General features: G+C 66.9%; 25 protein-coding genes. 16 read left to right on the top strand and 9 right to left on the bottom strand.

Annotation, left to right across the window (positions count from 1 at the left end):
* Nucleotides 1–5: 5 nt before the first annotated feature.
* Entirely contained in the window at nt 6–566 is a 561-nt protein-coding gene (locus KW836_RS24965; protein ID WP_218345071.1) for a DUF4286 family protein, read from the top strand.
* A gap of 76 nt (nt 567–642) precedes the next feature.
* On the opposite strand, the gene argF is transcribed toward KW836_RS24965, so the two are convergent.
* Together argF and KW836_RS24955 are read right to left on the bottom strand one after the other, a co-directional pair.
* Nucleotides 643–1,584: an ornithine carbamoyltransferase gene (gene argF, locus KW836_RS24960; protein WP_175138749.1), complete on the bottom strand. Its 942-nt coding sequence runs from the start codon at nt 1,582–1,584 to the stop codon at nt 643–645.
* Nucleotides 1,585–1,640: 56 nt separating this feature from the next.
* Nucleotides 1,641–2,822 carry an aspartate aminotransferase family protein gene (locus KW836_RS24955; RefSeq protein WP_175184397.1) on the bottom strand — a complete coding sequence of 394 codons (1,182 nt, stop codon included), beginning with the start codon at nt 2,820–2,822 and terminating at the stop codon, nt 1,641–1,643.
* A gap of 179 nt (nt 2,823–3,001) precedes the next feature.
* On the opposite strand from KW836_RS24955, the gene KW836_RS24950 reads away from it, so the two are divergent.
* Nucleotides 3,002–3,292, top strand: a complete 291-nt coding sequence (locus KW836_RS24950) for a DUF3579 domain-containing protein (RefSeq protein ID WP_013392635.1) — start codon at nt 3,002–3,004, stop codon at nt 3,290–3,292.
* A gap of 123 nt (nt 3,293–3,415) precedes the next feature.
* Here the strand turns inward: KW836_RS24950 and KW836_RS24945 are convergent, their stop codons facing one another.
* From KW836_RS24945 to KW836_RS24935, 3 genes are all read right to left on the bottom strand, one after another.
* Nucleotides 3,416–4,693 carry a TRAP transporter large permease gene (locus KW836_RS24945; RefSeq protein ID WP_175125758.1) on the bottom strand — a complete coding sequence of 426 codons (1,278 nt, stop codon included), beginning with the start codon at nt 4,691–4,693 and terminating at the stop codon, nt 3,416–3,418.
* A gap of 38 nt (nt 4,694–4,731) precedes the next feature.
* Nucleotides 4,732–5,232 (bottom strand): TRAP transporter small permease, encoded by a 501-nt coding sequence (locus KW836_RS24940; RefSeq protein ID WP_056567167.1) that lies wholly within the window; start codon nt 5,230–5,232, stop codon nt 4,732–4,734.
* Between the two features lie 102 nt (nt 5,233–5,334).
* A complete protein-coding gene (locus KW836_RS24935; RefSeq protein WP_175125756.1) occupies nt 5,335–6,309 on the bottom strand; it encodes a TRAP transporter substrate-binding protein in 975 nt (324 codons plus the stop codon).
* A gap of 102 nt (nt 6,310–6,411) precedes the next feature.
* Here KW836_RS24935 and KW836_RS24930 point away from each other — a divergent pair, with 102 nt between their 5' ends.
* From KW836_RS24930 to KW836_RS24890, 9 genes are all read left to right on the top strand, one after another.
* The gene (locus tag KW836_RS24930) at nt 6,412–8,943 is read left to right on the top strand and encodes an ABC transporter permease (protein ID WP_218345070.1); all 2,532 of its coding nucleotides are present in this window, start codon (nt 6,412–6,414) and stop codon (nt 8,941–8,943) included.
* A complete protein-coding gene (locus KW836_RS24925) occupies nt 8,943–9,365 on the top strand; it encodes a group II truncated hemoglobin (RefSeq protein ID WP_218345069.1) in 423 nt (140 codons plus the stop codon). The genes KW836_RS24930 and KW836_RS24925 overlap by 1 nt, the downstream gene beginning before the upstream one ends.
* Nucleotides 9,355–10,086, top strand: coding sequence for a 3-deoxy-D-manno-octulosonic acid kinase (locus KW836_RS24920; protein WP_218345068.1), 732 nt, complete (start codon nt 9,355–9,357; stop codon nt 10,084–10,086). Before KW836_RS24925 ends, KW836_RS24920 begins: the two co-directional genes overlap by 11 nt.
* A gap of 145 nt (nt 10,087–10,231) precedes the next feature.
* Nucleotides 10,232–11,335 (top strand): polyamine ABC transporter substrate-binding protein, encoded by a 1,104-nt coding sequence (locus KW836_RS24915; RefSeq protein ID WP_175138745.1) that lies wholly within the window; start codon nt 10,232–10,234, stop codon nt 11,333–11,335.
* Nucleotides 11,336–11,340: 5 nt separating this feature from the next.
* Entirely contained in the window at nt 11,341–12,468 is a 1,128-nt protein-coding gene (locus tag KW836_RS24910; RefSeq protein ID WP_175138744.1) for an ABC transporter ATP-binding protein, read from the top strand.
* Nucleotides 12,465–13,376, top strand: a complete 912-nt coding sequence (locus tag KW836_RS24905) for an ABC transporter permease subunit (RefSeq protein ID WP_175125746.1) — start codon at nt 12,465–12,467, stop codon at nt 13,374–13,376. The genes KW836_RS24910 and KW836_RS24905 overlap by 4 nt, the downstream gene beginning before the upstream one ends.
* A complete protein-coding gene (locus KW836_RS24900; RefSeq protein ID WP_056567137.1) occupies nt 13,373–14,182 on the top strand; it encodes an ABC transporter permease subunit in 810 nt (269 codons plus the stop codon). Before KW836_RS24905 ends, KW836_RS24900 begins: the two co-directional genes overlap by 4 nt.
* Nucleotides 14,179–14,535 (top strand): Spx/MgsR family RNA polymerase-binding regulatory protein, encoded by a 357-nt coding sequence (locus tag KW836_RS24895; protein WP_218345067.1) that lies wholly within the window; start codon nt 14,179–14,181, stop codon nt 14,533–14,535. The genes KW836_RS24900 and KW836_RS24895 overlap by 4 nt, the downstream gene beginning before the upstream one ends.
* A gap of 25 nt (nt 14,536–14,560) precedes the next feature.
* Nucleotides 14,561–15,250: a DNA-3-methyladenine glycosylase gene (locus KW836_RS24890; RefSeq protein WP_218345066.1), complete on the top strand. Its 690-nt coding sequence runs from the start codon at nt 14,561–14,563 to the stop codon at nt 15,248–15,250.
* On the opposite strand, the gene KW836_RS24885 is transcribed toward KW836_RS24890, so the two are convergent.
* Complete coding sequence (locus KW836_RS24885; protein WP_218345065.1) at nt 15,247–15,963, bottom strand: PhoP regulatory network YrbL family protein; 717 nt, start codon at nt 15,961–15,963, stop codon at nt 15,247–15,249. The two genes, KW836_RS24890 and KW836_RS24885, sit on opposite strands and share 4 nt — an antisense overlap.
* A gap of 113 nt (nt 15,964–16,076) precedes the next feature.
* Here KW836_RS24885 and rmuC point away from each other — a divergent pair, with 113 nt between their 5' ends.
* The 5 genes from rmuC to phoU all read left to right on the top strand — a co-directional run bounded on the left by rmuC (nt 16,077) and on the right by phoU (nt 22,429).
* The gene (gene rmuC, locus KW836_RS24880; RefSeq protein ID WP_175125740.1) at nt 16,077–17,462 is read left to right on the top strand and encodes a DNA recombination protein RmuC; all 1,386 of its coding nucleotides are present in this window, start codon (nt 16,077–16,079) and stop codon (nt 17,460–17,462) included.
* Between the two features lie 70 nt (nt 17,463–17,532).
* Entirely contained in the window at nt 17,533–19,101 is a 1,569-nt protein-coding gene (locus KW836_RS24875) for an amidase (protein ID WP_255596248.1), read from the top strand.
* A gap of 50 nt (nt 19,102–19,151) precedes the next feature.
* Complete coding sequence (locus KW836_RS24870; protein ID WP_175125737.1) at nt 19,152–20,816, top strand: isovaleryl-CoA dehydrogenase; 1,665 nt, start codon at nt 19,152–19,154, stop codon at nt 20,814–20,816.
* A 39-nt stretch (nt 20,817–20,855) separates the two neighbouring features.
* Nucleotides 20,856–21,536 carry a ribose-5-phosphate isomerase RpiA gene (gene rpiA / locus KW836_RS24865; RefSeq protein WP_218345064.1) on the top strand — a complete coding sequence of 227 codons (681 nt, stop codon included), beginning with the start codon at nt 20,856–20,858 and terminating at the stop codon, nt 21,534–21,536.
* 164 nt (nt 21,537–21,700) lie between these two features.
* Nucleotides 21,701–22,429: a phosphate signaling complex protein PhoU gene (phoU, locus tag KW836_RS24860; RefSeq protein ID WP_175138741.1), complete on the top strand. Its 729-nt coding sequence runs from the start codon at nt 21,701–21,703 to the stop codon at nt 22,427–22,429.
* 21 nt (nt 22,430–22,450) lie between these two features.
* On the opposite strand, the gene KW836_RS24855 is transcribed toward phoU, so the two are convergent.
* From KW836_RS24855 to argA, 3 genes are all read right to left on the bottom strand, one after another.
* Nucleotides 22,451–24,403: a phosphocholine-specific phospholipase C gene (locus KW836_RS24855; protein ID WP_218345063.1), complete on the bottom strand. Its 1,953-nt coding sequence runs from the start codon at nt 24,401–24,403 to the stop codon at nt 22,451–22,453.
* Nucleotides 24,404–24,551: 148 nt separating this feature from the next.
* A complete protein-coding gene (locus KW836_RS24850; protein WP_105238082.1) occupies nt 24,552–24,824 on the bottom strand; it encodes an oxidative damage protection protein in 273 nt (90 codons plus the stop codon).
* A 104-nt stretch (nt 24,825–24,928) separates the two neighbouring features.
* Entirely contained in the window at nt 24,929–26,287 is a 1,359-nt protein-coding gene (argA, locus tag KW836_RS24845) for an amino-acid N-acetyltransferase (RefSeq protein WP_175125729.1), read from the bottom strand.
* Nucleotides 26,288–26,485 lie beyond the last annotated feature (198 nt).

The following is a 26,485-nucleotide window of genomic DNA, read 5'->3' as shown; positions in this document are numbered from 1 at the left end:
TGGCTGTGCAGGAAACGATGTTGCTGGTGTCGCTGGGCGAACGGTTTGACGAGGCGCGCGCCCGGGATCTGGCCGAGCGTCTTGCGGACGGGCTGGCGGAGGTGAAGATCAGCGCCTTTGCCGCGGTGGAAGCCGAGGAAACCTACGTGACCGTGCGCGGGGTCCGTGCATTGCCGGAGATCCAGGCCCGCCTGAACGAACTGGCGCCCGGCGCGCACGCGCGGGTGTTGCACCAGACGCTGGATCTGCCCGGCGCGTCGGTGGGGCAGGAGGCGCCGTGGCATTACATCGTCGAAACCGACGTGTTGCCCGAGGCCGAGGCCGACCTGAACGCCTGGTACGACCAGGAGCATCTGCCAGGGCTGGCGTCGGTGCCCGGCACGGTGCGCGCGCAGCGTTGGGAATGCCGCGACGAATCGCCGCGCTACCTGGCCTGCTACGACCTGCATTCGCAGGAGACCTTTGGCAGCCCGCCGTGGCTGGCGGTGCGCGCGACCGACTGGAGCAGCCGCGTGCGGCCGTCGTTCCGCAACACGCGGCGCACGATGTTCAGGAAGATCCTGTAGCACCAAGCGGCTTAGAAAGCAGAAGGGCCCGGACATCGCAGGATGCCCGGGCCCTTCTCATGCGTGCAGCACAGGTTTAGTCGACCTGACCCAGCAGCAGGAATTCCATCAGCGCCTTCTGCACGTGCAGGCGGTTTTCGGCTTCGTCCCAGACCACGCTCTGCGGTCCGTCGATGACTTCGCCGGTGACTTCCTCGCCGCGGTGGGCGGGCAGGCAGTGCATGAAGACGGCCTGCGGGTCGGCCGCAGCCATCATCTCGGCGTCCACGCACCAGTCGGCGAACGCGGCGCGGCGCTCTTCGTTCTCGGCCTCGTAGCCCATGCTGGTCCATACGTCGGTGGTGACCAGGTGCGCGCCCTTGCAGGCTTCCATCGGGTCCTTGAACTGGCGCAGCACCTTGTCGGACGGCGTGCCGATGCGCGAGGCTTCGAGTTCGTAGCCGGCCGGCGTGGACACGTGCAGCGTGAAGCCCAGCATTTCGGCCGCGTGCAGCCACGTGTAAGCCATGTTGTTGGCATCGCCCACCCAGGCGACCGTCTTGCCGGCGATGGGGCCGCGGTGCTCGATGTAGGTGAAGATGTCGGCCAGGATCTGGCACGGGTGGAATTCGTTGGTCAGGCCGTTGATCACGGGCACGCGCGAATGCGACGCGAAGCGCTCGATGCGGGTCTGCTCGAACGTGCGGATCATGACGATGTCGACCATGCGCGAAATCACGCGCGCGGTGTCTTCGATGGGCTCGGAGCGGCCGAGCTGCGAATCGTTGGACGTCAGGTTGATGACCGAGCCGCCCATCTGGTACATGCCGGCCTCGAACGACACGCGGGTGCGCGTGCTGGCCTTTTCGAACACCATTGCCAGCGTGCGGTCGTGCAGCGGCATGTGGGGCTCATAGCGTTTGAACTTTTCCTTGATCAGGCGCGCGCGGTCCAGCACGTAGGCGATCTCGGCGGACGAGAAGTCCTTGAACTGCAGAAAGTGCCGCAGCGGGCCGTTTTGAGTCGTGGGAGGAGTCATGTTGATGTCGCAGGTCATTGGGCCCCGCCAGGCTCGTGGCTCGGCAGGGACGTTGATTATGGTTTTTCGGCCAGGAACTGTTGAATGAGCGGCACCAGCAGGGCGACGATCTGGTCGGCCTCCTGGCGCGTCAGGATCAGCGGCGGCAGCATGCGGATGACGCGGTCGCGCGTGACGTTGATGAGCAGGCCTGCTTCCATGGCGCGCAGCGCAAGGACGCCGCAGGGGCGGGCCAGCTCGATGCCCAGCATGAGGCCGCGGCCGCGGATGTCGGTCACGCCGGGCGTGCCGGCCAGCGCGCTGGCCAGGCGGTCTTTCAGGTATTCGCCCACGTCATGGGCGTTTTCAAGCAGGTTTTCGGATTCCAGCGCATCGAGCACTGCAAGGCCTGCCGCGCACACGAGCGGCCCGCCGCCGAACGTGGTGCCATGGCTGCCCGGCGTAAACACACCTGCGGCCGGGCCCGCGGCCAGCATCGCGCCGATGGGCACACCGCCCGCCAGGCCCTTGGCCAGCGTCATGACGTCGGGGCGGATGTCGGCCCATTGGTGCGCGAACCACTTGCCGGTGCGGCCGATGCCGGACTGCACTTCGTCGATCATCAGCAGCCAGCCGCGCTCGGTGCAGAGTTGGCGCAGCGCCTGCAGGTAGGCGATGTCGGACGGGCGGATGCCGCCTTCGCCCTGCAGGACTTCCAGCAGCACGGCGGTGGTGCGCGGCTCGGCGTCGCCGGCGGCACGCACCGCGTCCAGGTTGTTGTACGGCACCTGGATGAAGCCGCTGGGCAGGGGCTCGAAGCCTTTGCGCGCCTTGTCGCTGCCGGTAGCCGCCAGCGTGGCCAGCGTGCGGCCATGCCAGGACGAATCCATGGTGATGATGTGAGCGTGCTTGTTGCCGCGCTGGTAGGCGTAGTAGCGGGCGAGCTTGATGGCCGCTTCGTTGGCCTCGGAGCCGCTGTTGTTGAACGCGACTTCCTGCATGCCGGACAGCGCCGTCAGCCGGGCGGCAAGCTCGGTCTGCTGCGGGATGTCGTAGATGTTGGAGGTATGGATGACGCGGGCCGCCTGCTCGGCGATGGCGGCGACCAGCTTCGGATGGGCGTGGCCCAGGCACGAGACGCCGATGCCGGCCAGGGCATCCAGATACTTGCGGCCGCCTGCGTCCCACAGCCAGACACCCTGGCCGTGCGTGAACGATACCGGCAGCCGGGCATAGATATTGGCCAGAGGCGAGCTCATCGCGGATCCTCCTGGGGGAATGGCATCGACAGCATGCCCGCTTGCTAGGGCGAATCAGGGGCGAATCGCGGTTCGAAAGAGGGCAAAGGATCAATCATATACAATTCGCGGCGCGGCACGCATGTTTGATCACGCCGAAGATCCGGCTTTCGTGAAAGGCGTCCCGCAGTGAAGAACACATGGCAACTCGCGTCAGACAATTCGTAATTCATGGCGTTACCGAAAGCGGTAGCCGCTTCCGCCCGAGCGATTGGGCGGAACGGCTCGCCGGCGTAATGGCACAGTTCCGGCCCGCCGGCTGTGCTGGTAACCACCTCACTTATTCGCCTTATGTGCTGCCCGTCGTGATCGATGGCGTGCGCGGGATCGTCGTCGACCTGCGCCTGCGCGACCTGGAGCCGCTGGCCTACAAGTTCGTGGTGGATTTCGCCCGCGACAACAACCTCAAGACGGAAGAACGCGAAATCTAGGCCCCCAGAACGAAAAAGCGCCCCAACCGGGCGCTTTTCTCATTCTGCGATCCCTGCACGCCGGTCAGGCGGGCCGGGCGCTACCCGCCGCACGGACGATTGCCCGCGCGGCGGCGACGCACATCATTTCGCGTACACCAGATCACGCAGCCCCAGCGACAGCCCGGGCCAGTACGTGATGACCATCAGGCACAGGATCACCACGCCGACGAAGGGCACCAGGGGTTTGATCAGGCGCTCGAGCGGCAGCTTGGCCACCGCGCACGCGGCAAACAGGTTCACCCCGAACGGCGGCGTGATCATGCCCAGCGCCAGGTTGACCACCATGATGATGCCGAAGTGCACCGGGTCGACACCGAACTGCAGCGCCACCGGCAGCAGCAAGGGGGCCAGCACGACGATCGACGCCGAGGTCTCGATGAACATGCCGATCACGAACAGGGCGGCGTTCACGCCCATCAGGAAGCCGAACTTGGTGTCGAAGATCTGGGCGAGCCACGTGCCCAGCGCGTCCGGAATGCCTGCGCGGTTGAGCAGGAAGCTGAAGATGCCCGCGTTGGCGATCACGAACATGATGACTGCGGTCGACACGACCGACTTGTGCAGCGTGTCCGACAACTGACGGAACGTGAGGCGGCGGTAGATGAATTTGCCCACGAAGACGGCGTACATCACGGCCACGACCGACGCTTCGGTCGGCGTGAAGACGCCGCCGTAGATGCCGCCCAGGATGATGACGGGCATCAGCAGCGCCAGCCACGCGCGCTTGAAGGCGGGCCACAGCGGCAGCCGGCCTTCGCCGTCGCGCTTGCCCAGGTTGTTGCGCTTGGCGTACAGCCAGACGTAGAACATCAGCGCGATGCCGATCAGGATGCCGGGCATGACGCCGGCGATGAAGAGTTCGCCCGTGGAGGTGTCGGTGGACACGGCAAACAGGATCATCGGGATGGACGGCGGGATGATGACTCCGAGTTCCGCCGCGCTGGCCTGTAATGAGGCGGCAAAGGGGGCCGGATAGCCGTGCCGGATCATGGCCGGGATCAGGATGGCGCCCACCGCGAAGGTCGTGGCCACGCTGGAGCCCGCGACCGCCGCGAAGATCATGCAGGTCAGCACGCAGGTGCAGGCCAGGCCGCCCTGGATGCCACCGACCACGCTCTTGGCGAATTCCACCATGCGTTCGGAGATGCCGCCGGCTTCCATCAGGTTGCCGGCCAGGATGAAGAAGGGGATGGCCACGAGCGGGTACTTGTCCAGCGCGGCAAACAGCTGCTGCGCGACGACCAGCCAGGGCAGGCCCGAGGCGCCGACTCCCGCCAGGCTGGCCAGCCCGATCGACACGGCGACCGGCACGGACAGCCCGAAGAAAATCAGCATCGAGACAATCATTAATTGGGACATGGCGATTTCTGCTGCTCAGATTCGATAAGGGGGGCGGCTCAGCCTTGCGCGTCGTTGCGCACGGGCACGTCGTCTTCTTCGCCGGCGCACCAGCGGGCAAGCACGGCAATGGCGGCAAGCGTGGCGCCCACGGGGATCGCCAGGTAGATCCAGGAAATCGAGATATCCAGGCTCGGCACGTTCTGGAAACGCACGCGATAGGTCATGTTGCCGCCGATCCAGGCCAGAAAGCCGAGAAAGCCCGCGCAGATCAGGCCGATGATGGCCTCGAGCACGCGGCGGCGCGTGCCGCCCAGCAGGTTGCGCAGCAGCTCGACGCTGATCATGGCGCCGTGGCGGAAGGCCAGGGCCACGCCCAGCAGCACGGTCCAGATCAGGAGGGCGCGGGTTAGGACCTCGCTCCAGTCGGCGGGCGAGTGCAGCACGAACCGGGCGATGACCTGGTAGAACGCGGCGGCCGCGGCGGCCACCAGCAAAAGTTGGGCGAGGGCCGAGACCAGCTTGAACAGGCCGCGGTCGAAGGCGCAGAGCAAACGCATGGTGAATTCCGTTGGCGATGGACGCGGAAAAGTGGGGCGGGCGCGCGGCGCAGGCCGGTCCCGCCGCCAGGCAAACGGCCCCGCGATGGGGGCCGTGCCGGCTTACTTGGTGTCGCGGATCGAGTCGATCAGCTTCTTGTCGAACTTCTTGTAGTACTCGGGGTAGGCCGGTTCCACGGCGGCGGCAAAAGCGGCGCGGTCCACTTCGGACACCTGCATGCCTTCCTTCTTGAGCTGCTCGACGCCCGTGTTCTCGATGTTGTCGACGTAGGCGCGCATGGCCTGGGCCGATTCCTTGCCGGCCTTGTCGAAGTTGGCCTTGTCGGCGGCCGACAGGCCTTCATAGACGTTGGCGGACATCAGCACCAGGGCCGGGCCGTACACGTGCCCGGTCAGCGACAGATACTTCTGCATCTGCGACAGCTTGGCCGACGTGATCACGGACAGCGGATTTTCCTGGCCGTCGATGGTGCCCTGCTGCAATGCGGTGGCCACTTCAGGCCAGGCCATCGGCGTGGGCAGGATGCCGATCTGGCGGAAGGCCGTGATGTGGATCGGGTTTTCGGTGGTGCGGATCTTCAGGCCCTTGGCGTCCGCCGGGGTCTTGACCGGGCGCACGTTGTTGGTCAGGTGGCGAAAACCCTGTTCGCCCCACGCCAGCGCCACGATGCCGCGGCTGGGGAACTTGGCCAGCATGTCCTGGCCGATCTTGCTGTCGAGCACGGCACGGGCGTGCGGCAGGTCGCGCAGCAGGAACGGGATGTCGAAAACGCCGGTCTCGGGAACAAAATTCAGGGTTGCACCGGTCGAAACGATCGCGAGATCGATGGTGCCGATCTGCAGGCCTTCGATCACTTCACGTTCGCCGCCCAGCGCGCTGTTGGCAAACTGCTGGACCTTGAACTTGCCGTTGGTGGAGCCTTCGATGGATTTGGCCATCGCGTCGGCGCCGGCGCCGTAGTGCGACGACGTCGACAGGGCGTAGGCCATCTTCAGGGTGGTCTGCGCTGCCGCGGGCAGCGAGGTGGCGGCCGCGCAGGCGGCCAGAATCGTGGCCGCAAGCCAGGTTTTACGCATTGTCTTCTCCGGAATTGGTTATCTTTATGGGCGGCTTTGCCTCCCGCCCCGGGATGATATCGGGATTCGGACGCCCTACAGGCGCTTAGTTAACATGGACGAATGATGGATTTCCCTGATATGTCACAGGCCAGGCGCCCTGGTTTCTGGTCAACCTTGCGCCTGGGCGCCCGGATGATGATGCGCGATGCGCGCGCCGGCGAGCTCCGTTTGCTGGTCCTGGCGCTGGTCGTGGCGGTGGCCGCCGTCACCAGCGTGGGCTTTCTGGCCGACCGCGTCGGCCGCGCGCTGGAACGCGACGCCGGCCAGATGCTGGGCGCCGATCTGGTGCTGGATGCCGACGAACCCGTACCCGCCGCCTTCAAGGATCAGGCGCGCGAGCGCGGCCTGACCGTTTCCGGCACGTGGCAGTTTCCCTCCATGGTGGGCGCCGGCGACGGCGCGCAGCTCGCGGCATTGAAAGCGGTGGAGCCCGGCTATCCGCTGCGCGGGGCCTTGCGGGTGGCGGAGGCGCCGTTCGCGCCCGATGCGCCCACGCGCGACATCCCGCCCGAAGGCGCGGTGTGGGTAGACGCGCAGTTACTGGCGCTCTTGAACCTGAAGGTGGGCGATACGCTGAACGTGGGCGACGCCCACATGCGAATCGACCGCGTCATCACCTATGAGCCGGACAAGGGCATGCAGTTCGTCAACGTCGCCCCGCGCGTGCTGCTGCGCGCCAGCGACCTGCCGGCCACCGGCCTCATCGCGCCGGGCAGCCGCATCGGCTATGCCATGCTGGTCGCCGGCCAGCCCGACGCCGTGGCTGGATATTCCGCCTGGCTGAACCAGAATCTGAAGCGCGGCCAGAAGATCGCCACCCTGGAATCGGGCCGCCCGGAAGTGCGCCGCACGCTGGACCGCGCGCAGCGTTTTCTGTCGCTGGTCGCGCTGCTGGCCGTGCTGATCTCGGCCGTGGCCGTGGCGCTGGCGGCGGGGCGTTACATGACGCGGCATCGTGATGGCATCGCGGTCATGCGCTGCCTGGGCGCCGTGCAATCGCAGGTCGCGCGCATGCTGACGCTGGAATTCACACTGGTTGGGCTGTTTTCGTCGGCCGCCGGCTGCCTGCTGGGGTTTGGTGTGCATCAGGTGCTCGTCATGCTGCTGGGCTCGCTGATCGACACGACCTTGCCGGCCCCGTCTGCCATTCCGGCGTTGCAAGGCCTTCTGACCGGATTGCTGCTGCTTCTGGGGTTCGCGCTGCCCGCGCTGGCGCAGTTGCGCCACGTGCCGCCCGCCCGCGTGCTGCGGCGTGATGCGGACACGATCAGCGCGCGCAGCGCGTTCGGCTACGTGCTGGGCGCGGCGGGTTTTGCGCTGCTGATCTGGTGGTTCGCGGGCGATGCCAAGCTGGGCGGCGTGGTGGCCGGGGGCTTTCTGGGCGCCTTTGGCGTGTTCGCGCTGGTCGCCTGGCTGTGCATCCTGGGCCTGGCGCGCGTGCGCCGGCTGGCTGCCGGCCTGCCCGCGTTGCGCTTTGCGCTGGCGGGCGTGGTGCGCCGCCGGGCCGCCACGATCACCCAGGTCTGCGCACTGGCGGTCGGCTTGATGGCGCTGCTGCTGTTGACGATGACGCGCACCGATCTTATCCAGGGCTGGCAACGCACCATGCCGCCGGACGCGCCCAACCGCTTCCTGATCAACGTGCAGCCGGACCAGCGCCAGGCCGTGACCGACGCGCTGACGCGCGAAGGCCTGGGCCGCATCACGCTGTCGCCGATGGTCCGCGGGCGGCTGATTGCCGTCAACGGCAAGCCGGTGGGACCGGACGATTATGAAGAGCCGCGCGCCAAGCGCCTGGTGGACCGCGAATTCAACCTGTCCTATGGCGACGAGATGCCGTCGTCCAATCGTATCGAGCAGGGCCGCTGGCTGACGCCGGGTTCCGCGGAGGTCTCGCTGGAGGCCGGGCTGGCGCAGTCGCTGCGCATCGGGCTGGGCGACAAGATGACGTTCGACGTGGCCGGCCAGCAGGTCGAGGTGGCGGTGTCGAGCATCCGCCGGGTGGATTGGGATACGATGCGCGTCAATTTTTTCGCCATCCTGACCCCCGCCGCACTGGCCGACATGCCCCAGAGCTGGATCACGTCCTTCTACCTGCCGCCCGAAAAGGCGGCGGTGTTGCCCGCCCTGGTGCGGGAGTTTCCGAACCTGACGGTGTTCGACGTGGGCGCCATCCTGCAGCAGTTGCAGTCCGTGCTGAATGAAGTGGGCCGCGCCGTGCAGCTGCTGTTCTTGTTTACGCTTGCCGCCGGCGTGCTGGTGCTGTCCGCGGCGCTGACCGCCACGCGCGACGAGCGCATGCGCGAGGCGGCCGTGCTGCGCGCGCTGGGCGCCACGCGCCGTCAGCTTGCCCGTTCGCAGCGCATCGAGCTGTGGGCCGTGGGCGGGTTGGCAGGCTTTCTTGCGGCGGCCGGCGCGACCGCGATCGCTTGGGCTTTATCAACCCAGGTGTTCGACTTCACCATTACCCTCAGCCTCTGGCCGTGGCTGGCCGGCATCGGCACCGGCATGCTGGGCGCCTGGGCGGGCGGCGCGCTTGCCCTGCGCGGCGTCCTGCGCACGCCGCCGCTCGTCACCCTTCGAGAAACCTGATGACGTCCCGCGTCCACACCATTACAGAACCCGTGGAAAACTCCCGCACCATGTTTGACCTTCTTGGCGGCGAAGCCGGCGTGCGCGCCCTCGTCGACCGCTTCTATGACCTGATGGACATGGAGCCCGACCTCAAGGAACTGCGCGCCGCCCACGGCCCCAGCCTGGACGAGGCGCGCGACAAGCTCTTCTGGTTCCTCTGCGGCTATTTCGGCGGTCCGGATCACTACATCGAACGCTTCGGCCATCCCCGCCTGCGGGCGCGTCATCTGCCGTTCTCCATCGGCGAGGTCGAGCGCGACCAATGGGTGACCTGTATTGGCCGCGCAATGGAAGACGAGGGCATCGATCCCGTCCTGGTCGAGCGGTTGCTCGAATCGTTCTACGGCGTGGCCGACTGGATGCGCAATCGTGAAGGGTGACGATCAATCCGGCGCGCGGCGCACCACCTGGGATGGCCCGCTGGCCGGCGCCATGCTCAGCGATGCCCGGCGCCTTGCCGACGCGGGCCCCGAAGTCTTCAACCCCGGTCACTATGGCGACCGGGCGCGGCCGGTGGACGCCGGCGGACGCCAGGCCGCGTGGTTCGTGGAGGGGCAGGGCTGGCAGGGTGTGCTGCGACGCTACCGCCGCGGCGGCATGATCGCCCGCATCAGCCGCGACGCGTATCTGTGGAACGGCGAGTCGCGCACGCGCAGCTTTCGCGAATACCGGCTGCTGGCCGCCCTGCGCGCGCAAGGGCTGCCGGTGCCGGCGCCGCTGGCGGCCGCCTACTGGCGCCAGGGCCCCATCTACCGCGCCGCCATCGTGGTCGAGCGCATTCCCGGCGTGCGGCCCTTGGCGCAGGCGCTTTCCGAGCCCCTGTGGCAGCCGGTGGCCGATGCCATCGTGCGCATGCACCGGGCGGGCGTCTGGCATGCCGATCTGAACGCGTTCAACATCCTTATCGGCAACGATGGCCGGGTCTGGCTCATCGACTTTGACCGCGGCACGCAGGGCGGGCTGTCGGAGCGGCAGCGCCAGGCCAATCTCGACCGCCTGCGCCGGTCGCTGCGCAAGGTGGCCGGCGAGGCCGGCGACCGGTTCTGGATGCGCCTGCGCGACAGTTACTGGACGGCCTGGGGCATCGGAATCCAGCCCTGACCGCTGGCCCGCCCGCCGCGGCCCGCGAAGGCGGCAATTGCGCCAATTACCCCCCAAAGTTGGGCAGGTCATCGCAAAATGGCTTTATCATTTCGCCTTTTGGTACTCCTGTCATAAACGGCATAGAGCAAGGGGGCTGGACATAATGGAACTGAAGGCGGGAATGCGCTGGGCGCTCGGCGCGGTGCTGGTCGCGGCGGCCACGTCGGCTGCGATGGCGCAGAACAAGGTCGTCAACGTCTACAACTGGGCCGAATACACGGCCCCGGACACGATCCCGGGTTTTGAAAAGGAAACCGGCATCAAGGTCCGCTATGACGTCTACGACAGCAACGACGCATTGCAGGCCAAGCTGCTGGCCGGCAAGTCGGGTTACGACGTCGTTGTCCCGTCCACCCATTACGCCTCGCGCCAGATCGAAGCCGGCCTGTTCCAGAAGCTGGACAAGTCCAAGATCCCCAACTGGAAGCACCTGGATCCCGAAGTCATGGCGCTGGTCGCCACGGTCGATCCCGGCAACGAACACGCCATTCCGTGGGGCTACGGCACCAATGGCCTGGGCTACAACGTCACCAAGGTCAAGCAGATCATGGGCGACGACGTGGACCTGGCCAGCTGGGACATGATCTTCAAGCCCGAGAACGCCGCCAAGCTGAAGGAATGCGGCATTTCCATGCTGGACGAAGCCGCGCAGGTGTTCCCGGCCGTGCTCAAGTACCTGGGCAAGGACCCCAACAGCACCAACAGCGCCGACTACCAGGCCGCGATGGAAGTGCTGAAGAAGATCCGTCCGTACATCCGCCAGTTCAGCTCGTCGGGCTACATCGACGAACTGGCCGTGGGCGACCTGTGCATGGTCTACGGTTTCTCCGGCGACGTCATGATTGCCCGCAAGCGCGCGCAGGACGCCAAGAAGCCTTATGAAGTGAACTACTTCATTCCGAAGGGCGGCGCGCCGGCGTGGTTCGACCTGATGGTCATCCCCAAGGATGCGCCGCATCCCGAAGAGGCCCACGCGTTCATCAACTACATCGAAACGCCGAAGGTCCACGCAGCCATCACCAACACCATGTTCTACCCGAACGCCAACAAGGAAGCGCGGCAGTTCGTGAACAAGGATGTGGCTGAAAATCCCATGATCTACCCGCCCGCCGAGGTCTCCAAGACCCTGTACGTGATCAAGGCCTTGCCCTTGAACATTTCACGGCTGCAGAACAAGTTGTGGTCCGAGCTGAAGTTGGGAAATTAGTCATCATGAACGATAGCCGTTACTCGGCGCAGCACGCGGCGGACCCGGACGAGTTCGTCCGGGTCTCCGATGTTGTAAAGATCTTTGGCGATGTGGTGGCCGTGCGTTCGGTCAACCTGTCCGTCAAGCGAAACGAAATCTTCGCGCTGCTGGGCAGCTCGGGCAGCGGCAAGTCCACCTTGCTGCGCATGCTGGCGGGCTTCGAGGAAGTGACCTCGGGCCAGATCCTGCTGGACGGCGAGGACATCACCAGCGTGCCGCCGTACCGCCGGCCCGTGAACATGATGTTCCAGTCGTACGCGCTGTTCCCGCACATGACGGTCGAGGCCAACGTGGCCTTCGGCCTGAAGCAGGAAGGCGTGGACCGCGCCGAAATCCATGACCGCGTGTTCGAGGCCCTGGACCTGGTGCAGATGGCGGGCTATTCGCGCCGCAAGCCCAACCAGCTTTCGGGCGGGCAGCAGCAGCGCGTGGCGCTGGCGCGCAGCCTGGTCAAGCGTCCCAAGCTGCTTTTGCTTGACGAACCCATGTCGGCGCTGGACAAGCAGATCCGCCAGAAGACGCAGATCGAACTCGTGAAGATCCTGGAACAGGTCGGCGTGACCTGCATCATGGTCACCCACGACCAGGAAGAAGCCATGACCATGGCGCACCGCCTGGCCGTCATGACCGAAGGCCAGATCGTCCAGTGCGGCACGCCGCAGGACGTGTATGCCTTCCCGAACTCGCGCTTTGTCGCCAGCTTCATCGGGTCGACCAACATGTTCACGGGCACCATCGTCGTCGACGAGCCCGATCATGTGGCCATTGAATGCGACGAACTGACCCGTCCGCTCTTCGTGAACCACGGGGTCAGCGAACCCCTGGGCATGGAAGTGCACGTCTCCATCCGGCCCGAGCGCCTGCTGGTCTCGCGTGAACAACCGGACGGCGAATACAACTGGGCCCACGGCATGGTCAGCCACATGGCCTGGATGGGCAGCTACGCCCTCTATCAGATCCGCCTGGACTCCGGCAAGACGGTCGAGGCCAGCGTGCCCAGCCGCCTGTTGGCCCAGATGGACGCGCCGGGCATCGACGAAGAAATCTTCGTGAGCTGGGACGCCGACAGCGCGACGGTGCTTGCGTCATGATCCGCTTTTCGCCCCGCGAGTGGCTCCCGTCGGGCAGGGCGCTGGCGGTGGTGCCGCCGTTCGCCTGGCTGGTGCTGTTTCTGCTGCTGCCGTTCCTCCTGGTGCTGAAGATCAGCTTTGCCGAAATGAAGTTCGGCATTCCGCCGTACACGTCGCTGGCGCAGTTTCAGGACGAGGCGATCCAGTTCAGCCTGCACCTGCGCGGCTACATCCTGCTGTTCACGGAAAACCAGTATTTCCGCACGTACCTCAGCTCGGTGAAGATCGCCGGCATCACCACGCTCGTCTGCGTGCTGATGGGTTACCCCATTGCGTACTACATCGCCCGGTCGTCGGCGCGCGTGCGCAACCTGCTGCTGCTGGCGGTGATCCTGCCGTTCTGGACGTCGCTGCTTTTGCGCGTGTATGCCTGGGTGGGCATCCTGCGCAACGACGGGCTGCTCAACAACCTGCTGCAGGGCCTGGGCCTGATCTCCAGTCCGCTCGAGATCTACCGCACCGACCTGGCCGTGTACATCGGCATGGTCTATGCCTACCTGCCGTTCTTCATCCTGCCGCTGTACGCGACGCTGGTGAAGATGGACCTGCGCCTGCTCGAAGCCGCCTATGACCTGGGCGCCCGGCCGTGGCAGGCGTTCTGGCAGATCACGGTGCCGATGTCGCGCCAGGGCGTGATCGCGGGCGCGATGCTCGTGTTCATTCCGGCCGTCGGTGAATACGTGATCCCCGAAATGCTGGGTGGCGCCAACACGCTGATGATAGGCCGCGTGATGTGGAATGAATTCTTCAACAACGCCGACTGGCCGATGGCGTCGGCCGTGACGTGCGTGATGGTGTTGCTGCTGCTCGTGCCGTTGGTGTACTTCCAGTACAGCCAGGTCAAGCAGCAGGGCGGAGACCGCAAATGAACGGTCCGAACAAGACGCTGCGCGCCGTGGTGCTGGGGCTGGGCTACTTCTTTCTGTACGTGCCCATCCTCAGCCTGATGGTGTTTTCGTTCAACGAGTCGCCCTCGGTCACGTCGTGGACCGGGTTTTCATTCCGCTGGTATCACTCGCTGGTCAATGACGACGCGCTGTTGCGCGCCGCCTGGCTGTCCTTCCGCATTGCCGTGCTGACGGCCACCGCGGCCGTCGTCATCGGCACCTGGGCGGGCTATGTGCTGGGACGCATGGGCCGGTTCCGCGGCTTTGCGCTGTACGTCGGCATGCTGAGCGCGCCGCTGGTGATTCCCGAAGTTGTGCTGGGCATCTCGCTGCTGCTGATGTTCGTCGAGGTGCGCGGCGCGCTGGGCTGGCCCGAGCAGAACGGCATGTTCACGATCTGGGTGGGGCACGTGACGCTGTGCATGGCGTTCGTGGCCGTCGTCATCCAGACCCGCATCCGCGACCTGGACCGCTCGCTGGAAGAAGCCGCGCTGGACCTGGGCGCCACGCCGATCACCGTGTTCTTCAAGATCACGCTGCCGCTGATTGCGCCGGCGCTGGCCTCGGCCTGGCTGCTGTCCTTCACGCTGTCGCTGGACGACGTCGTCATCGCGTCGTTCCTGTCCGGCCCCGGCTCCAGCACGCTGCCCATGGAGGTCTTCTCCCGGGTGCGGCTGGGCCTCAAGCCCGAGATCAACGCGCTGGCCACCCTGTTCATCCTGGCGGTGGGCACGTGCGTGATCCTCGCCAACCGCATGCAATGGCGCAAGGAGTCCGAATCCAAATGACGCAAACCACCCTGTATGGCCTGACCAAGTGCAGCACCTGCGTGAAGGCGCGCGACTGGCTGACCGAGCATGGCGTTGACCACGCCTTCGTCGATTATCGCGACGAGCCGGTGCCGGGCGCGACGCTCAAATCCTGGTCCGCGCAGGTCGGCGGTTGGGAAAAGCTGGTCAACCGCGCCTCCATGACGTGGCGCAACCTGCCCGAGGACCGCAAGACCGCCCATACCGACGCCCAGTGGACCAAGCTGATCGCCGAGTACCCGGCCCTGGTGCGCCGTCCGGTCACCGTCACGCCGGATGGCGAGGTGAGTGTTGGTTTCAGTGAAAAGCGCTACGGCGAACGTTTCGCCTGAGGCCCGCGGCGGGGCCGGACAGGCCTTGCCGGACGCCTTCTTTGACCGCGACGCGGCTCAGCTGGCGCGCGAGTTGCCCGGCAAGGTGATCCGCCACCGGGTCGGCGGCCTGTGGCTGTCGGCCCGCATCATCGAAACCGAGGCCTACTACCTGGAAGAGCGGGGCAGCCATGCCTCGCTGGGGTACACCCACAAGCGCCGCGCCCTGTTCATGGACGGCGGCACCATCTACATGTACTACGCCCGCGGGGGCGATTCGCTGAACTTCAGCGCGGGCGGCCCGGGCAATGCGGTGCTGATCAAATCGGCTTATCCGTGGACCGATGCGCTGTCCGGCCCCGAGTCGCTTGAACGGATGCGCGAACTGAACCCCGATGCGCAAGGCCGGCCCCGGGCGCTGGGCGCGCTTTGCGCCGGCCAGACACTGCTGTGCCGGTCGCTGGGATTAAAAGTGCCTGAATGGGACGCCCGCCGTTTCGATCCCGAGGCTTTGTACGTGGAAGACGTGGGCGAGTCGCCGCCGTATCTCATCTGCACCACGCGGCTGGGCATTCCGGCGGGGCGCGACGAACACCTGAGCTACCGTTTCGTGGACCCGGCCTACGCCGCGTTCTGCACGCGTAACCCGCTGCGGCGCGGGCAGCGCGCGGGACAGGATTACGTGTGGGTGGACCGGCAGGGCATCGTGCTGCCCGAAGCGCCGGCCGGCGGCTAGACGCCGGCTTCGCGCATGCGCCGGGCCAGCGATTCGCGCAGTTCGGCGTACTTGCGCTGCAGACGGCGGCGGTTCAGGCGCTTGCTCCACGCATACAGCGGGATCAGCGGCAGCACGCCGAAGCCGTCGATCAGGTACAGCCCCTTCTTGCCGTCGGCGTTCAGGCCGACCGCGATGTTGCTGGTCGACATGTCGTGCACCACGACGTGCGCATCGGCCAGGTCATCGAAGAACGCATCGAGCTGCGCTTTCAGCGCATCGTCGAGCAGGCCTTTCATGGCCAGATCGGTCACGGTCGGCGCCATGTTGCCGGCTTCGTCGGTGATCTTTTCGACCACCAGCCCCAGGCCCAGCGAGGTCTGCGCCACCCCGACGATGCGCGCCATGGGCACCTGCCACACGCCGGACGGGCGCGTCGTGGTGGTGACGTATTCCGAGATCTCGTTCAGGTACACGCGGTAGGCGCTTTCGCGCTGATATTGCTTGTACCAGCGCTTGAACGGCCGTGCTTCCAGGTAGATCGCCCGCGCGCGCATGTCCATGACCTTGACGAGCAGGGCGGGCGAGTGCGGGTGCTGGAAAATGTGCCGGTCTCCGCCCGTGGCAAGCGGCGTTGCCGAATCCAGGTTCAGCGGTCCGAACACGGACTGGAATGAGACGGCAGGCGTGCAGGCGGAGCGGTCGGCGGAGTTCAAAGAAGCGAGGGTATCCATGCAGATGGCCGCCAGTTTAATCCTCTTGCTCCCGCCGCGCCTTCACGCTGGCGGAGCAGGCTGGAAAGGGGGGCGGAATGGGACCTACAATTCGCGCTTTGGAGACGCCTTTCTTGAACGATATTCTGCTTTGGGTCGCCGCCGGCGGCGCCGTGCTGGCCTTCGTGGCCGCCGTGCTGGCCTGGCTGCGCCCGTCCGCCACCGATCCCCGACTGGACGCCCTGCTGGAAGGACTGGAGCGCACCGAGCGCGCGCTGCGCGCCGACATCGCCGAAGGCCAGCGCGGCCTGCGCAGCGAGTTTTCCGAATCCACACGCGCGCTGCGGCAGGAACTGGCGCAGTCGCACGGCGATCTGCGTGCCGGCCTGTCGCGCGATGCGCAGGCCGCCCGGGCCGAATCCGCCGAATCGCTGTCGCGCTTTGCCGCCGGCTTCTCGGAACAATTGCAGGGCCTCATCCAGATCAACGAGCGGCGCCTGATGGAAGTGCGCGCCACGGTGGATCAGCGCCTGCAATCGCTGCAGTCGGACAACAGCGCCAAGCTCGACGAAATGCGCCGCACCGTGGACGAGAAGCTGCATGCCACGCTGGAGCAGCGGCTGGGCGAGTCCTTCAAGCTGGTGTCCGACCGCCTGGAAGCCGTGCACAAGGGGCTGGGTGAAATGCAGGCGCTGGCCGCCGGGGTGGGCGACCTGAAGCGCGTGCTGACCAACGTGAAGTCCCGCGGCACGTGGGGCGAAGTGCAACTGGCGCGCCTGATCGAAGACAACATGACGCCCGATCAGTACGCCAGCAACGTCAAGCCGGTGCCGGGCAGCGACGCGGCCGTGGAATTTGCCATCCGGCTGCCGGGGCGTGGCGACGGCGGCGATCCGGTCTGGCTGCCGATCGACGCCAAGTTCCCCAAGGAAGAATACGAGCGCCTGATGGACGCGCAGGAAGCTGCCGACGCCGAGGGCGTCAAGGTGGCCGGGGCCGCACTGGGCCGCGCGGTCGAGGTCCAGGCGCGGCTGATTGCCGGCAAGTACATCGCGCCGCCCCACACGACCGACTTCGCCATCATGTTCCTGCCCACGGAAAGCCTGTATGCCGAGGTGCTGCGCCGCCCCGGCCTGCTGGACAAGCTGCACGACCTGCGCGTCAACGTGGCGGGCCCGAGCAATCTGGCCGCGCTGCTGAACAGCCTGCAGATGGGATTCCGCACGCTGGCGATCGAACAGCGTTCCTCCGAGGTGTGGCAGGTGCTGCGGGCCGTCAAGACCGAGTTCGGCAAGTTCGGCGAATCGCTGGCCAGCGTCAAGAAGACGCTGGACACCGCCAGCAACAAGATCGGCCAGACCGAGGTGCGCACCCGCGCCATGCTGCGCAACCTGAAGGGCGTTGAAGCGCTGCCGGAAGCCGATGCGCTGCGCCTGCTGGGCGGGGCGTCGGCGGACGCTGCCGATCCCGAGGACGACGACGCCGAGGAACCCCGCGCGCCGTCGGCCGGCGCCGTCTGAACAGGCAAGCTGGGGCGCGCCCGTCGCCGGGCGCGCTTGTTGCCCGCCTTGACTGCCGATATCCTCATGCATGCGGCACTTCGCCGTCGATACCTGGAGCATCGTCAGCATGAGCATCGCCGAACGCCATGATTCCTCTTCTCTCGACGCGACGGCGCTGGGCGCCGACATCGCCCAAGGCGCCACCACCGCGCTGACTGCCATGCAGCAGGCGGTCGAGCGCGTCGCAGCGCGCAATCCGTCCATCAATGCCGCCTGCGGCGTGCAGGCCGAAGGCGGGCTGCGGCTGGCCCAGTCCCTGGACGAAGAACTGGCGTCGCTGACGTCCGAGCAGCGCCTCGCGCTGCTGCGCGACCGGCCGTTCCTCGGCGTGCCGACGCTGCTCAAGGACCTCGCCACGGCGGCCATCGGCCTGCCCAGCGCGATGGGGTCCGTGCTGTACGGCCAGGTCACGTGGAACCTCGATGCCGACATCGTCAAACGTTACCGGCGCGCCGGGCTGATTCCGTTCGGCCGCACCACCAGCGCCGAGCTGGGCCTGAGCCCCACGACGGAGTCGCCCGTCTATGGCCCCGCCACGCAGAATCCCTGGAAAAAGGGCCACAGCGCGGGCGGCTCCAGCGGCGGCGCCGGCGCGGCGCTCGCCAGCGGCATGGTGCGCATCGCGCATGGCAGTGATGGCGGCGGATCGATCCGCATCCCCGCGTCGTGCTGCGGCGTGCTGGGCCTGAAGCCCTCGCGCGGCCTCATGCCGCTCGGTCCGCTAAAAGGTGAAGGCTGGGGCGGCCTGGCCACCGAACACATGATGACTCTGTCCGTGCGCGACTGCGCGGCGGCGCTGGACATCAGCGCGGGCGCCGACGTGGGTGCGCCCTATGCCGCGCCCGTCCCGCCCGCGGCGTCCTATCGCGGGGTGGTGGCCCGGGTTGCCGCCGATCCGAGCGCGGCGCCGCGCCGGCGCATTGCCTTCATCAACACCACCTACGAAGGCGAGGCCATTCATCCGGATGTTGCCGCGACGCTGGACGAGGCGGCCCGGTTCTTTGCCTCGCTTGGGCATGAATTGGTGCAGGAGGCGCCGCCCGTCGGCTCCGAGGAAGTCCTGTCGCCGATGCTGCCGCTGATCGCCAGCGCGGCCGCCAACGCCATCGACAGCTTCGTGGCCGCGCGCGGCAGGCGCCTGGCCGCTGACGAACTGCAGCCCACCACGCTCGGCGCGCGTGAATATGCCCGCGCGATCTCCGGTGCGCAGTATGTGGCCTGCGTCGACACCTGCCACGAGATCACCCGCCGCATCGGGCGTTTCCTGCATCGGGATGACGCCCAGGGCTATGACCTGTTCCTGAGTCCGGTGCTGGCGTTGCCGCCCGCGCCCATCGGCCGCTACGCCATGGACAACGCCGATTATCTGGCCTACCGTCTGGGCAAGAAGGGCGTCATCGGCTATTCGCCCTTCGCGCCGTTGGCGAACCTGACCGGCATGCCCGCTATCTCGATTCCGTTTGGCATGTCCGCGGACGGGCTGCCCATCGGCATCCAGGTGATGGGACCGCTGGGTGCCGAGGCGCAGCTGCTGGAACTGGCGGCGCAGGTCGAAGCGCTGCGGCCCTGGCCCTTGACCGCGCCCATGGCCGGGTAGCGGCTGCGGGCAACCCGCGCCGCCGCGGCCGTTCGAACCAGGGAGACTCTATGTCATCGTTCGCGACGCATACCGTGTTCAACCAGGTGCCGCCCCTGGAAGACTATTCCCTGTACGACACCGATCCGGCGCTGCGGGAGGCTGTGCGCCGCGAGGGCGCCGAAGCGTGGGCGGGCGACCTCGCCGCGCATGGCGCCTGGCTGGGCCGCGCGCAGACGCTGGCCGCGGGCGCCGAGGCCAACCGCTGTCCGCCACGACTGGTCAGTTACGACCGCGCCGGCCATCGGGTGGACCGCATCGACTTTCACCCCGCCTGGAACGTGCTGATGAGCGGCATCATGGCGCGCGGCCTGCATAGCCGCGCGTGGATGCAGCCCGCGCCGGGCGCGCAGGTGGCGCGCGCCGCCGCCTACTTGATGCAAGGCCAGGTCGAGGCCGGCACGCTCTGTCCGACCACCATGACCTTTGCCGCCGTTCCGCTCTTGCAACGCGAGCCTGCCGGCGTCGTGGACTTTGCGGGCCAGTGGCTGCCTGCGCTCTACGCGCGGGATTTCGATGGCAGCGATGCGCCGCTCACCGCCAAACGCAGCGCGCTGATCGGCATGGGCATGACCGAAAAGCAGGGCGGCTCCGACCTGCGCGCCGTTACCACCCGTGCCTCGCCGCTGGGCGCGCCGGGGCGCGGTAGCGCCTATCAGCTGGTCGGACACAAATGGTTCTTTTCGGTGCCGCAGGCCGACGCCCATCTGGTGCTGGCGCAGACCGATGAGGGGCTGAGCTGCTTTTTCGTCCCCCGCTGGATACCGGATGGCCCGCGCAATGCCGTGCGCGTGCGGCGTTTGAAGGACAAACTGGGCAACTGGAGCAACGCCAGTTCGGAAGTCGAATTCGAAGACGCCTGGGGCGTGATGGTGGGCGATCCCGGCCGCGGCCTGACCGTGCTGCTGGAAATGGCGGGCACCACGCGGCTCGATTGCGTGCTGGGCAGCGCGGCGCTGCTGCGCCAGGCGCTGGCGCAATCGGCGCATCATGCGCGGCATCGTCAGGCCTTTGGCAAACCGCTGATCGAACAGCCGCTGATGCGCAACGTGCTGGCCGACCTGGCGCTCGAAAGCGAAGCGGCCATGGTGCTGGCGCTGCGTCTGGCGCGGGCCGTCGACGAACGCAGCGACGCGGCCGCGCGCGCGCTGGTCCGTGTCGGCACGCCGGCCGCCAAGCTGTGGGTCTGCAAGCGCGCGGTCGCCGCCGTGGCCGAGTGCATGGAGGTCTGGGGCGGCAACGGCTACGTCGAAGAAGGGCCGATGCCGCGCCTGTACCGGGAAACGCCCGTCAATTCCATCTGGGAAGGTTCGGGCAACGTCATGGCGCTGGACGTGCTGCGGGCGCTCCAGCGCGAGCCTGACGCGCTGCCGGCGCTGGACGCGGAATTCGCCCGCGCCGCCGGCCAGCACCGGGAGTTCGACGCGGCGCTGGCGCGTTGGCGCGCGCTGCTGGCCGATGGCGAGCAGGCGCCATTCCAGGCGCGTCGCATCGCCGCCGGTCTGGCGCGCCTGTGGCAGGCCGCCTTGCTCATCGAGCACGCGCCCGGCGCGGTGGCGCAGGCCTTCGTCGGCAGCCGCCTGCAGGAAGCGTCGGGCATCTTTGGCGAATTGGCCCCCGGCGTCGACACGCAGGCCATCCTGTCTCGCGCCTGGCCCGCCATCGCCGCGTGCTAAATTTCCCGGCTCAAGCAACTTTTCCGCACTTCTACCGCCATGCTCTCCCAGCAAGAACTCAAGCAGCAAGCCGCCGACGCGGCCCTGGAATTCGTCGAACAGGTCGCCGGCCCTGACGTCATCATCGGCGTGGGCACCGGTTCCACCGCCGACCTGTTCATCGATGGCCTGGCGCGATTCAAGGGCCGCATCGGCGGAACGGTCGCCAGCTCCGAGCGCAGCGCGGCGCGCCTGGCCGGCCACGGCCTGAAGGTGCTGGATCTGAACGACGTGTCCACGATGCCCATCTACGTGGACGGCGCCGACGAGATCAACGCCGATCTGCACATGATCAAGGGCGGCGGCGGCGCGCTCACGCGCGAGAAGATTGTGGCCTCGGTAGCCGAGCGCTTCATCTGCATCGCCGACGAATCCAAGCTGGTCCAGACGATGGGCAAGTTCCCGCTGCCGCTCGAGGTCATCCCGATGGCGCGTGAATCCGTGGCCCGCGCACTGACCGCGCTGGGCGGCCAGCCCCGCCTGCGCGAGGGCTTCGTCACCGACAACGGCAACATCATCCTGGACGTGTCGGGTCTTTCCATTACTGACGCGCCCGCGTTCGAGGCCATCGTCAACAACCTGCCGGGCGTCGTGACCGGCGGCCTGTTCGCGCTGTCCGGCGCCGACGTGGCGCTGTTGGCCACCCAGAACGGCATCCGCCGCCTGGACCGCCGCACCTGAGTCCGGTTGTGATGCGGGTCCCGCCGCTCCGTCTTGCGGGGTGCGGGGCCCGCATTCATAATCCTGTCACACTTGGGTCATAACCTTGCCGGTTGTGCAGGCCCATCTCGTAACCTCTCTACTTTCGGGGCAATGCAATGAGATCAACCACGCAGGGAGCCCGGATGACGGAGCATACAAACAAACAGTTCGACGCCGATCTGGAAAGCGTCCGTTCGCAGTTCTTGCAAATGGGCGGCGTGGTGGAAGCCATGATCCAGGAAGCGATCGATGCGCTGGCCAGCGGCGACATGTCGCTGGTTGAAAAGGTTCGCGAGCGGGAAAAGGAAGTCAACCGCCACGAAGTCGAGATCGACGAAAGCATCAGCCGCATCCTGGCCCGGCATCAGCCCACCGCCATCGACCTGCGCATGCTGATGGCCGTGTCCAAGATGCTGACCGACATGGAACGTTCCGGCGACGAAGCCGAGAAGGTCGCCACCGTCGCCCGTCGCGTCCACGAAGGCGAACTGCGCCACATTCCGGTGATCGAACTGCGCCACATGGCCGCCAACGTGCGCAACATGCTGCACCAGGCGCTGGACGCGTTTGCCCGCCTCGACCCCATCCAGGCCGCCGCCGTCGTGCGCAGCGACAAGGAAGTCGACAAGGAATGGAAGGGCGCGCTGCGTCACCTGATCACGTACATGATCGAAGATCCGCGCACGATCTCACGCGCCATCGACATGATCTTCATCGCCCGCGCGCTTGAGCGCATCGGCGATCATGCCAAGAACATGTCCGAACGCGTGATCTACATGGTCAAGGGCGCCGACGTGCGCCACACCGGCGTGAAGAACACCGAGCGCCTGGCGCGCGGCGAAGAAGAAACCGAGGACACCTCGGAGCAGTAAACAGAAAGACCGGCTGCCGCTTCACAGCGGCAGCGCCGCTCCCTGGCACAGCCGGGGATCTGGCACCCCCGGCTTGCCCGCGTCGATGCGGCCCGCCAGCCGGCGTCCAAAGGCCGGCATCGCCGGCGCACCCACTTCCAGGTCGTACCAGCCCTCGCAGCCGGCGTATTTAAGCTCGACCGCGCCGCCTGCGGGCACGTGGGCCATCGCGCGCCAGCCATCGTTCATGCGAGACTCCACCCTGACCGGCTGCGGCATGTCGCCGTGGTTCACGAGCCGCAGGCGCAGGCCCGAGGTCACGGGCACGAGTTGCGCTTCAAGCGTGCCCGCATCCTGCGCATCGCCGCGGAACGCCCGGTGAAAGCCATCCGGTCCCAGCAGCCAGAGATCGTATGCGCCGCCCGCGGCCAGCCTCCATCCGTCATCCAGACGCGCGCCCGCGCCCACCGTGTAGCGCCGGGGCGGATGCGCCAGCGCAAGGCGGTCGTAGACATGCAGCACGGCGCCCGCGCCGCCCGGGTTGCGCAGGGTCAGGCGGTAATGCTGGCCGTCGGCCGTGATCTTGCCTACGGCTTCCAGCACATAGGGCAGGGGACACGCGTGGCGGTGGCTGTCGGGGTGATGCGAACATCTGTCGCCGGCAAAATCGAAGGCCGTCGTCAGATCGCCCGCCACTGCGCGGCGCCAGGGGCTGATGTTGGGTTCGGCCACGCCAAAGCGCGCTTCCAGGAATCGGATGACCGACGTGTGGTCGAACACCTGCGAATTGACCCAGCCGCCGCGGCTCCATGGCGAGACCACCAGCATCGGCACGCGGGGGCCCAGGCCGAAGGCGCGTCCGTACAACCCGGCCGGATCGTCGGCCGTGGACGCGCTGGGACCACGGCGCGCGTCGTGGTATTCGCCGTCCAGTTCCACGGTGGACAGGCCGCCCGACTCGCCGTCCGGGTGGCGCGCCGGCGGGGCGGGCGGGGGCACGTGGTCGAAGAAGCAATCGTTTTCGTCGTAGGTGACGAACAGGACGCAGCGGCTCCATGTGTCGGGATGCGCCGTCAGAATGTCCAGCACGCGCTCGGTGTAGGCGCCGCCCTGGCGAGGGGACGAGACCTCGGGATGTTCCGAATCCGCCGTGGGCGCAATGATCCACGACACGGCCGGCAGCGTGCCGTCCGCGACATCGCGCGCCAGATCGTCCAGCGTGCGCGTGGCCAGCGCGCGGTCGCGCAGCGGGGCGTTGCCCATGGTGCCCGCATGCTGCCGTCGGTACTGCTGAAAGCCCGCGAGCGGATTGTCGTTGTAGTTGTCCGCCATGTCCTGGTAGATGCACCAGGTCACGTCGGCGTCCTGCAGACGCTCGGGGTATGTGGTCCAGGAATAGCCTTCACCCGCCGGACCCAGCCGGTCGTAGGTGTTGACCAGCGCGGGGCCGCCGGCTGCGCCCTGCGGATCGTTGGTGCCGGTCCACAGGAACAGCCGGTTGGGATTGGTGCCGGCCTGGACCGAGCAGTGATAGGCATCGCACAACGTGAAGGCATTGGCCAGCGCGGTCTGAAATGGCACGTCGGCGCTTCGGTAGGCGCCCATGCCCAGCCGGCTCTTGGCGGACAGCCACTGATCCATGCGGCCGTCGTTCCAGGCGCGCTGCGAATCGTCCCAGGTGTGCGGCGTGATGTAGCCGACCGGCTTGTCGCTGGCGACCTCTGTCTGCATATCGTAGGGGCGGCAATGCGCGCTGCCATCGGTCTGCGTCAGCACCGTGCCCGCGCGCGTGGGCACGGGATGCGGATCGGCGAATCCGCGCACGCCGGGCAGCGTGCCGAAGTAATGGTCGAAGGACCGGTTCTCCTGCATCAGGATCACGACATGCCGCACATCCTGCAGCGTGCCGGTCTTGCGGTCGGGTTCGATCGCCAACGCGCGCGCAATGACAGGGGACGGGTCCGGGTGGAGGGGCGGGCGCGATTCTTCTTTCATGACAGCTTTAATACGGTCTGCAACCTTGAATCTTAAGGCCTTCGCTCCTGCACGCTGGCGGCGCGTATCGGCGCGCCGCAAAAACAAAGCCCCTCGCGTGCGAGGGGCTTTGCCGTGCCGCATGCCCGAAGGCGCGGCGGGAGGCGGATCAGGCCGAGGGCGGAACGTAGCCGTCGGCTTCGACGCTGCCGTCTTCGAACAGGAAACGCTCCATCTGCTGCTGCAGGTATTTGCGTGCGCGGGCGTCGGCCAGGTTCAGGCGGTTTTCGTTCACGAGGCGGGTCTGCACGCCTTTCCAGTCTTCCCAGGCTTCCTTCGAAATGCTCTGCCAGATGCGGGTGCCGACTTCGCCGGGGTAGGGCGGGTAGTCCAGCCCTTCGGCTTCACGTTTCAGTTTCACACAGTTGACGATACGGGCCATGGTTCGCTGCCGGAAAAATGAATAACGCCACATTTTAGCGGGCTTGGCGTGCGTCGGGCGCCAAGCCCCTCTTGCTTACCGCGGAATCGCGCCGCAGGCCGGTGTCAGAGCTTCTTGATGAACACCAGGCTGTTGCGGGAGCGGTTGTAGTTGTTCTGCTTTTCGCGGGGCAGGTCGGTGATGCCGCCCTGCACGAAACCGCGCTTCATGAACCAGTGCGAGGTACGCGTGGTCAGCACGAACAGCCGTTTGGCGCCCAGCGCGCGGGCGCGCGATTCCATGTGGCGCAGCAGGATCTCGCCTTCGCCGGAGCCTTGCCACTCGGGATGCACGATCAGGCAGGCCATTTCGGCCATCTGCTCGTCGTGGAAGTCATGCAGCGCCGCGCAGCCGTAGATGACGCCGTCGTGCTCCAGCACAGTGAAGTTTTCGACGTCGCGCTCGACCACGCTGCGCGGACGCGGCACCAGCGTGCCGTCAGCTTCCAGCGGCTCGATGAGACTGAGGATGGCGCCCACGTCGTCGATGGTGGCGGGGCGCAGGTCATCCAGCGTGTCCTCGACCACCATGGTGCCCACGCCGTCGTGGGTGAAGATCTCGAGCAGCACGCTGCCGTCCAGCTCGAACGGCAGCAGGTGGGCGCGGGCCACGCCGCGCTTGACCGCGAGCGAGGCGTACTGCAGGAAGGAATGGGTCTCTTCGTCCAGCTCGCCGCCCGCCAGCAGCGCGTCAGCATCCACGCGCGCCAGTTCGGTGTCCAGCGTGCCATCGTCGTTCAGCACGCCCTGCGAGCTGGACAGGAAGATCAGCTTTTCGGCGCGCAGGCCTACGGCCACGCTGGTGGCCAGGTCTTCCATCGCCAGATTGAAGGCGTCGCCGGTGGGCGAGAACCCCAGCGGCGACAGCAGCACGACCGACGAGCCTTTCTCGATGGCGAACTTCAGCGCCTCGATGTCGATCTTGCGCACCTGGCCGGTGTGCTTGTAATCCACACCATCCAGCACGCCCGTGGGACGCGCGGTGACGAAATTGCCGGAGATCACGCGGATGTGCGCGTGCGACATGGGCGTGTTGGGCAACCCCTGGCTGAAAGCGGCTTCGATGTCCAGACGGATCTCGCCGGCGGCTTCCTTGGCGCATTCCAGCGCGGCGGCGTCGGTAGGGGACAGGCCCCGGTCAAACTGCTGCGTGTAGCCCTTCAGGCGCAGTTGCTCGTTGACCTGGGGCCGCGAGCCGTGCACCAGCACCAGCCGGATGCCCAGCGAGGACAACAGGGACAGATCCTGGACCAGGGCGTTCAACGCGCCCGCCTGCACGAGTTCGCCGCCAAATGCCACCACGAAGGTCTTGCCTCGGAACGCGTGCACGTAGGGGGCCACGTCTCGGAACCATCGCACAAACTGCGCGGCGGCGAATTCAGGGGCTTCAAGGGCGGAGACGGTGTCTGGTTCCAGGTCGGGCATGGTGTGAGTTGCTTAACAATCCTATGGGTCGCGGGACGGCGCAGGCCGGCAGGCCGTGCGGAGAGCGCCGCCTCAGGGGGCGGCGCTACGCGGAATTATAGGGCGCGCGCTGGTGCGGTCCGCGCGGTGCGTAGCACGCATTGTTGCGGGCGCCCCACAGGAAGTTCCAGTGGCGAGCCGGGCCGCCGCGCTGGCCGC

It is taken from the genome of Achromobacter sp. ACM05 (assembly GCF_019218915.1).
Classification (GTDB): domain Bacteria; phylum Pseudomonadota; class Gammaproteobacteria; order Burkholderiales; family Burkholderiaceae_B; genus Achromobacter; species Achromobacter animicus.
This window is presented reverse-complemented; position numbering and strand designations above follow the sequence as displayed.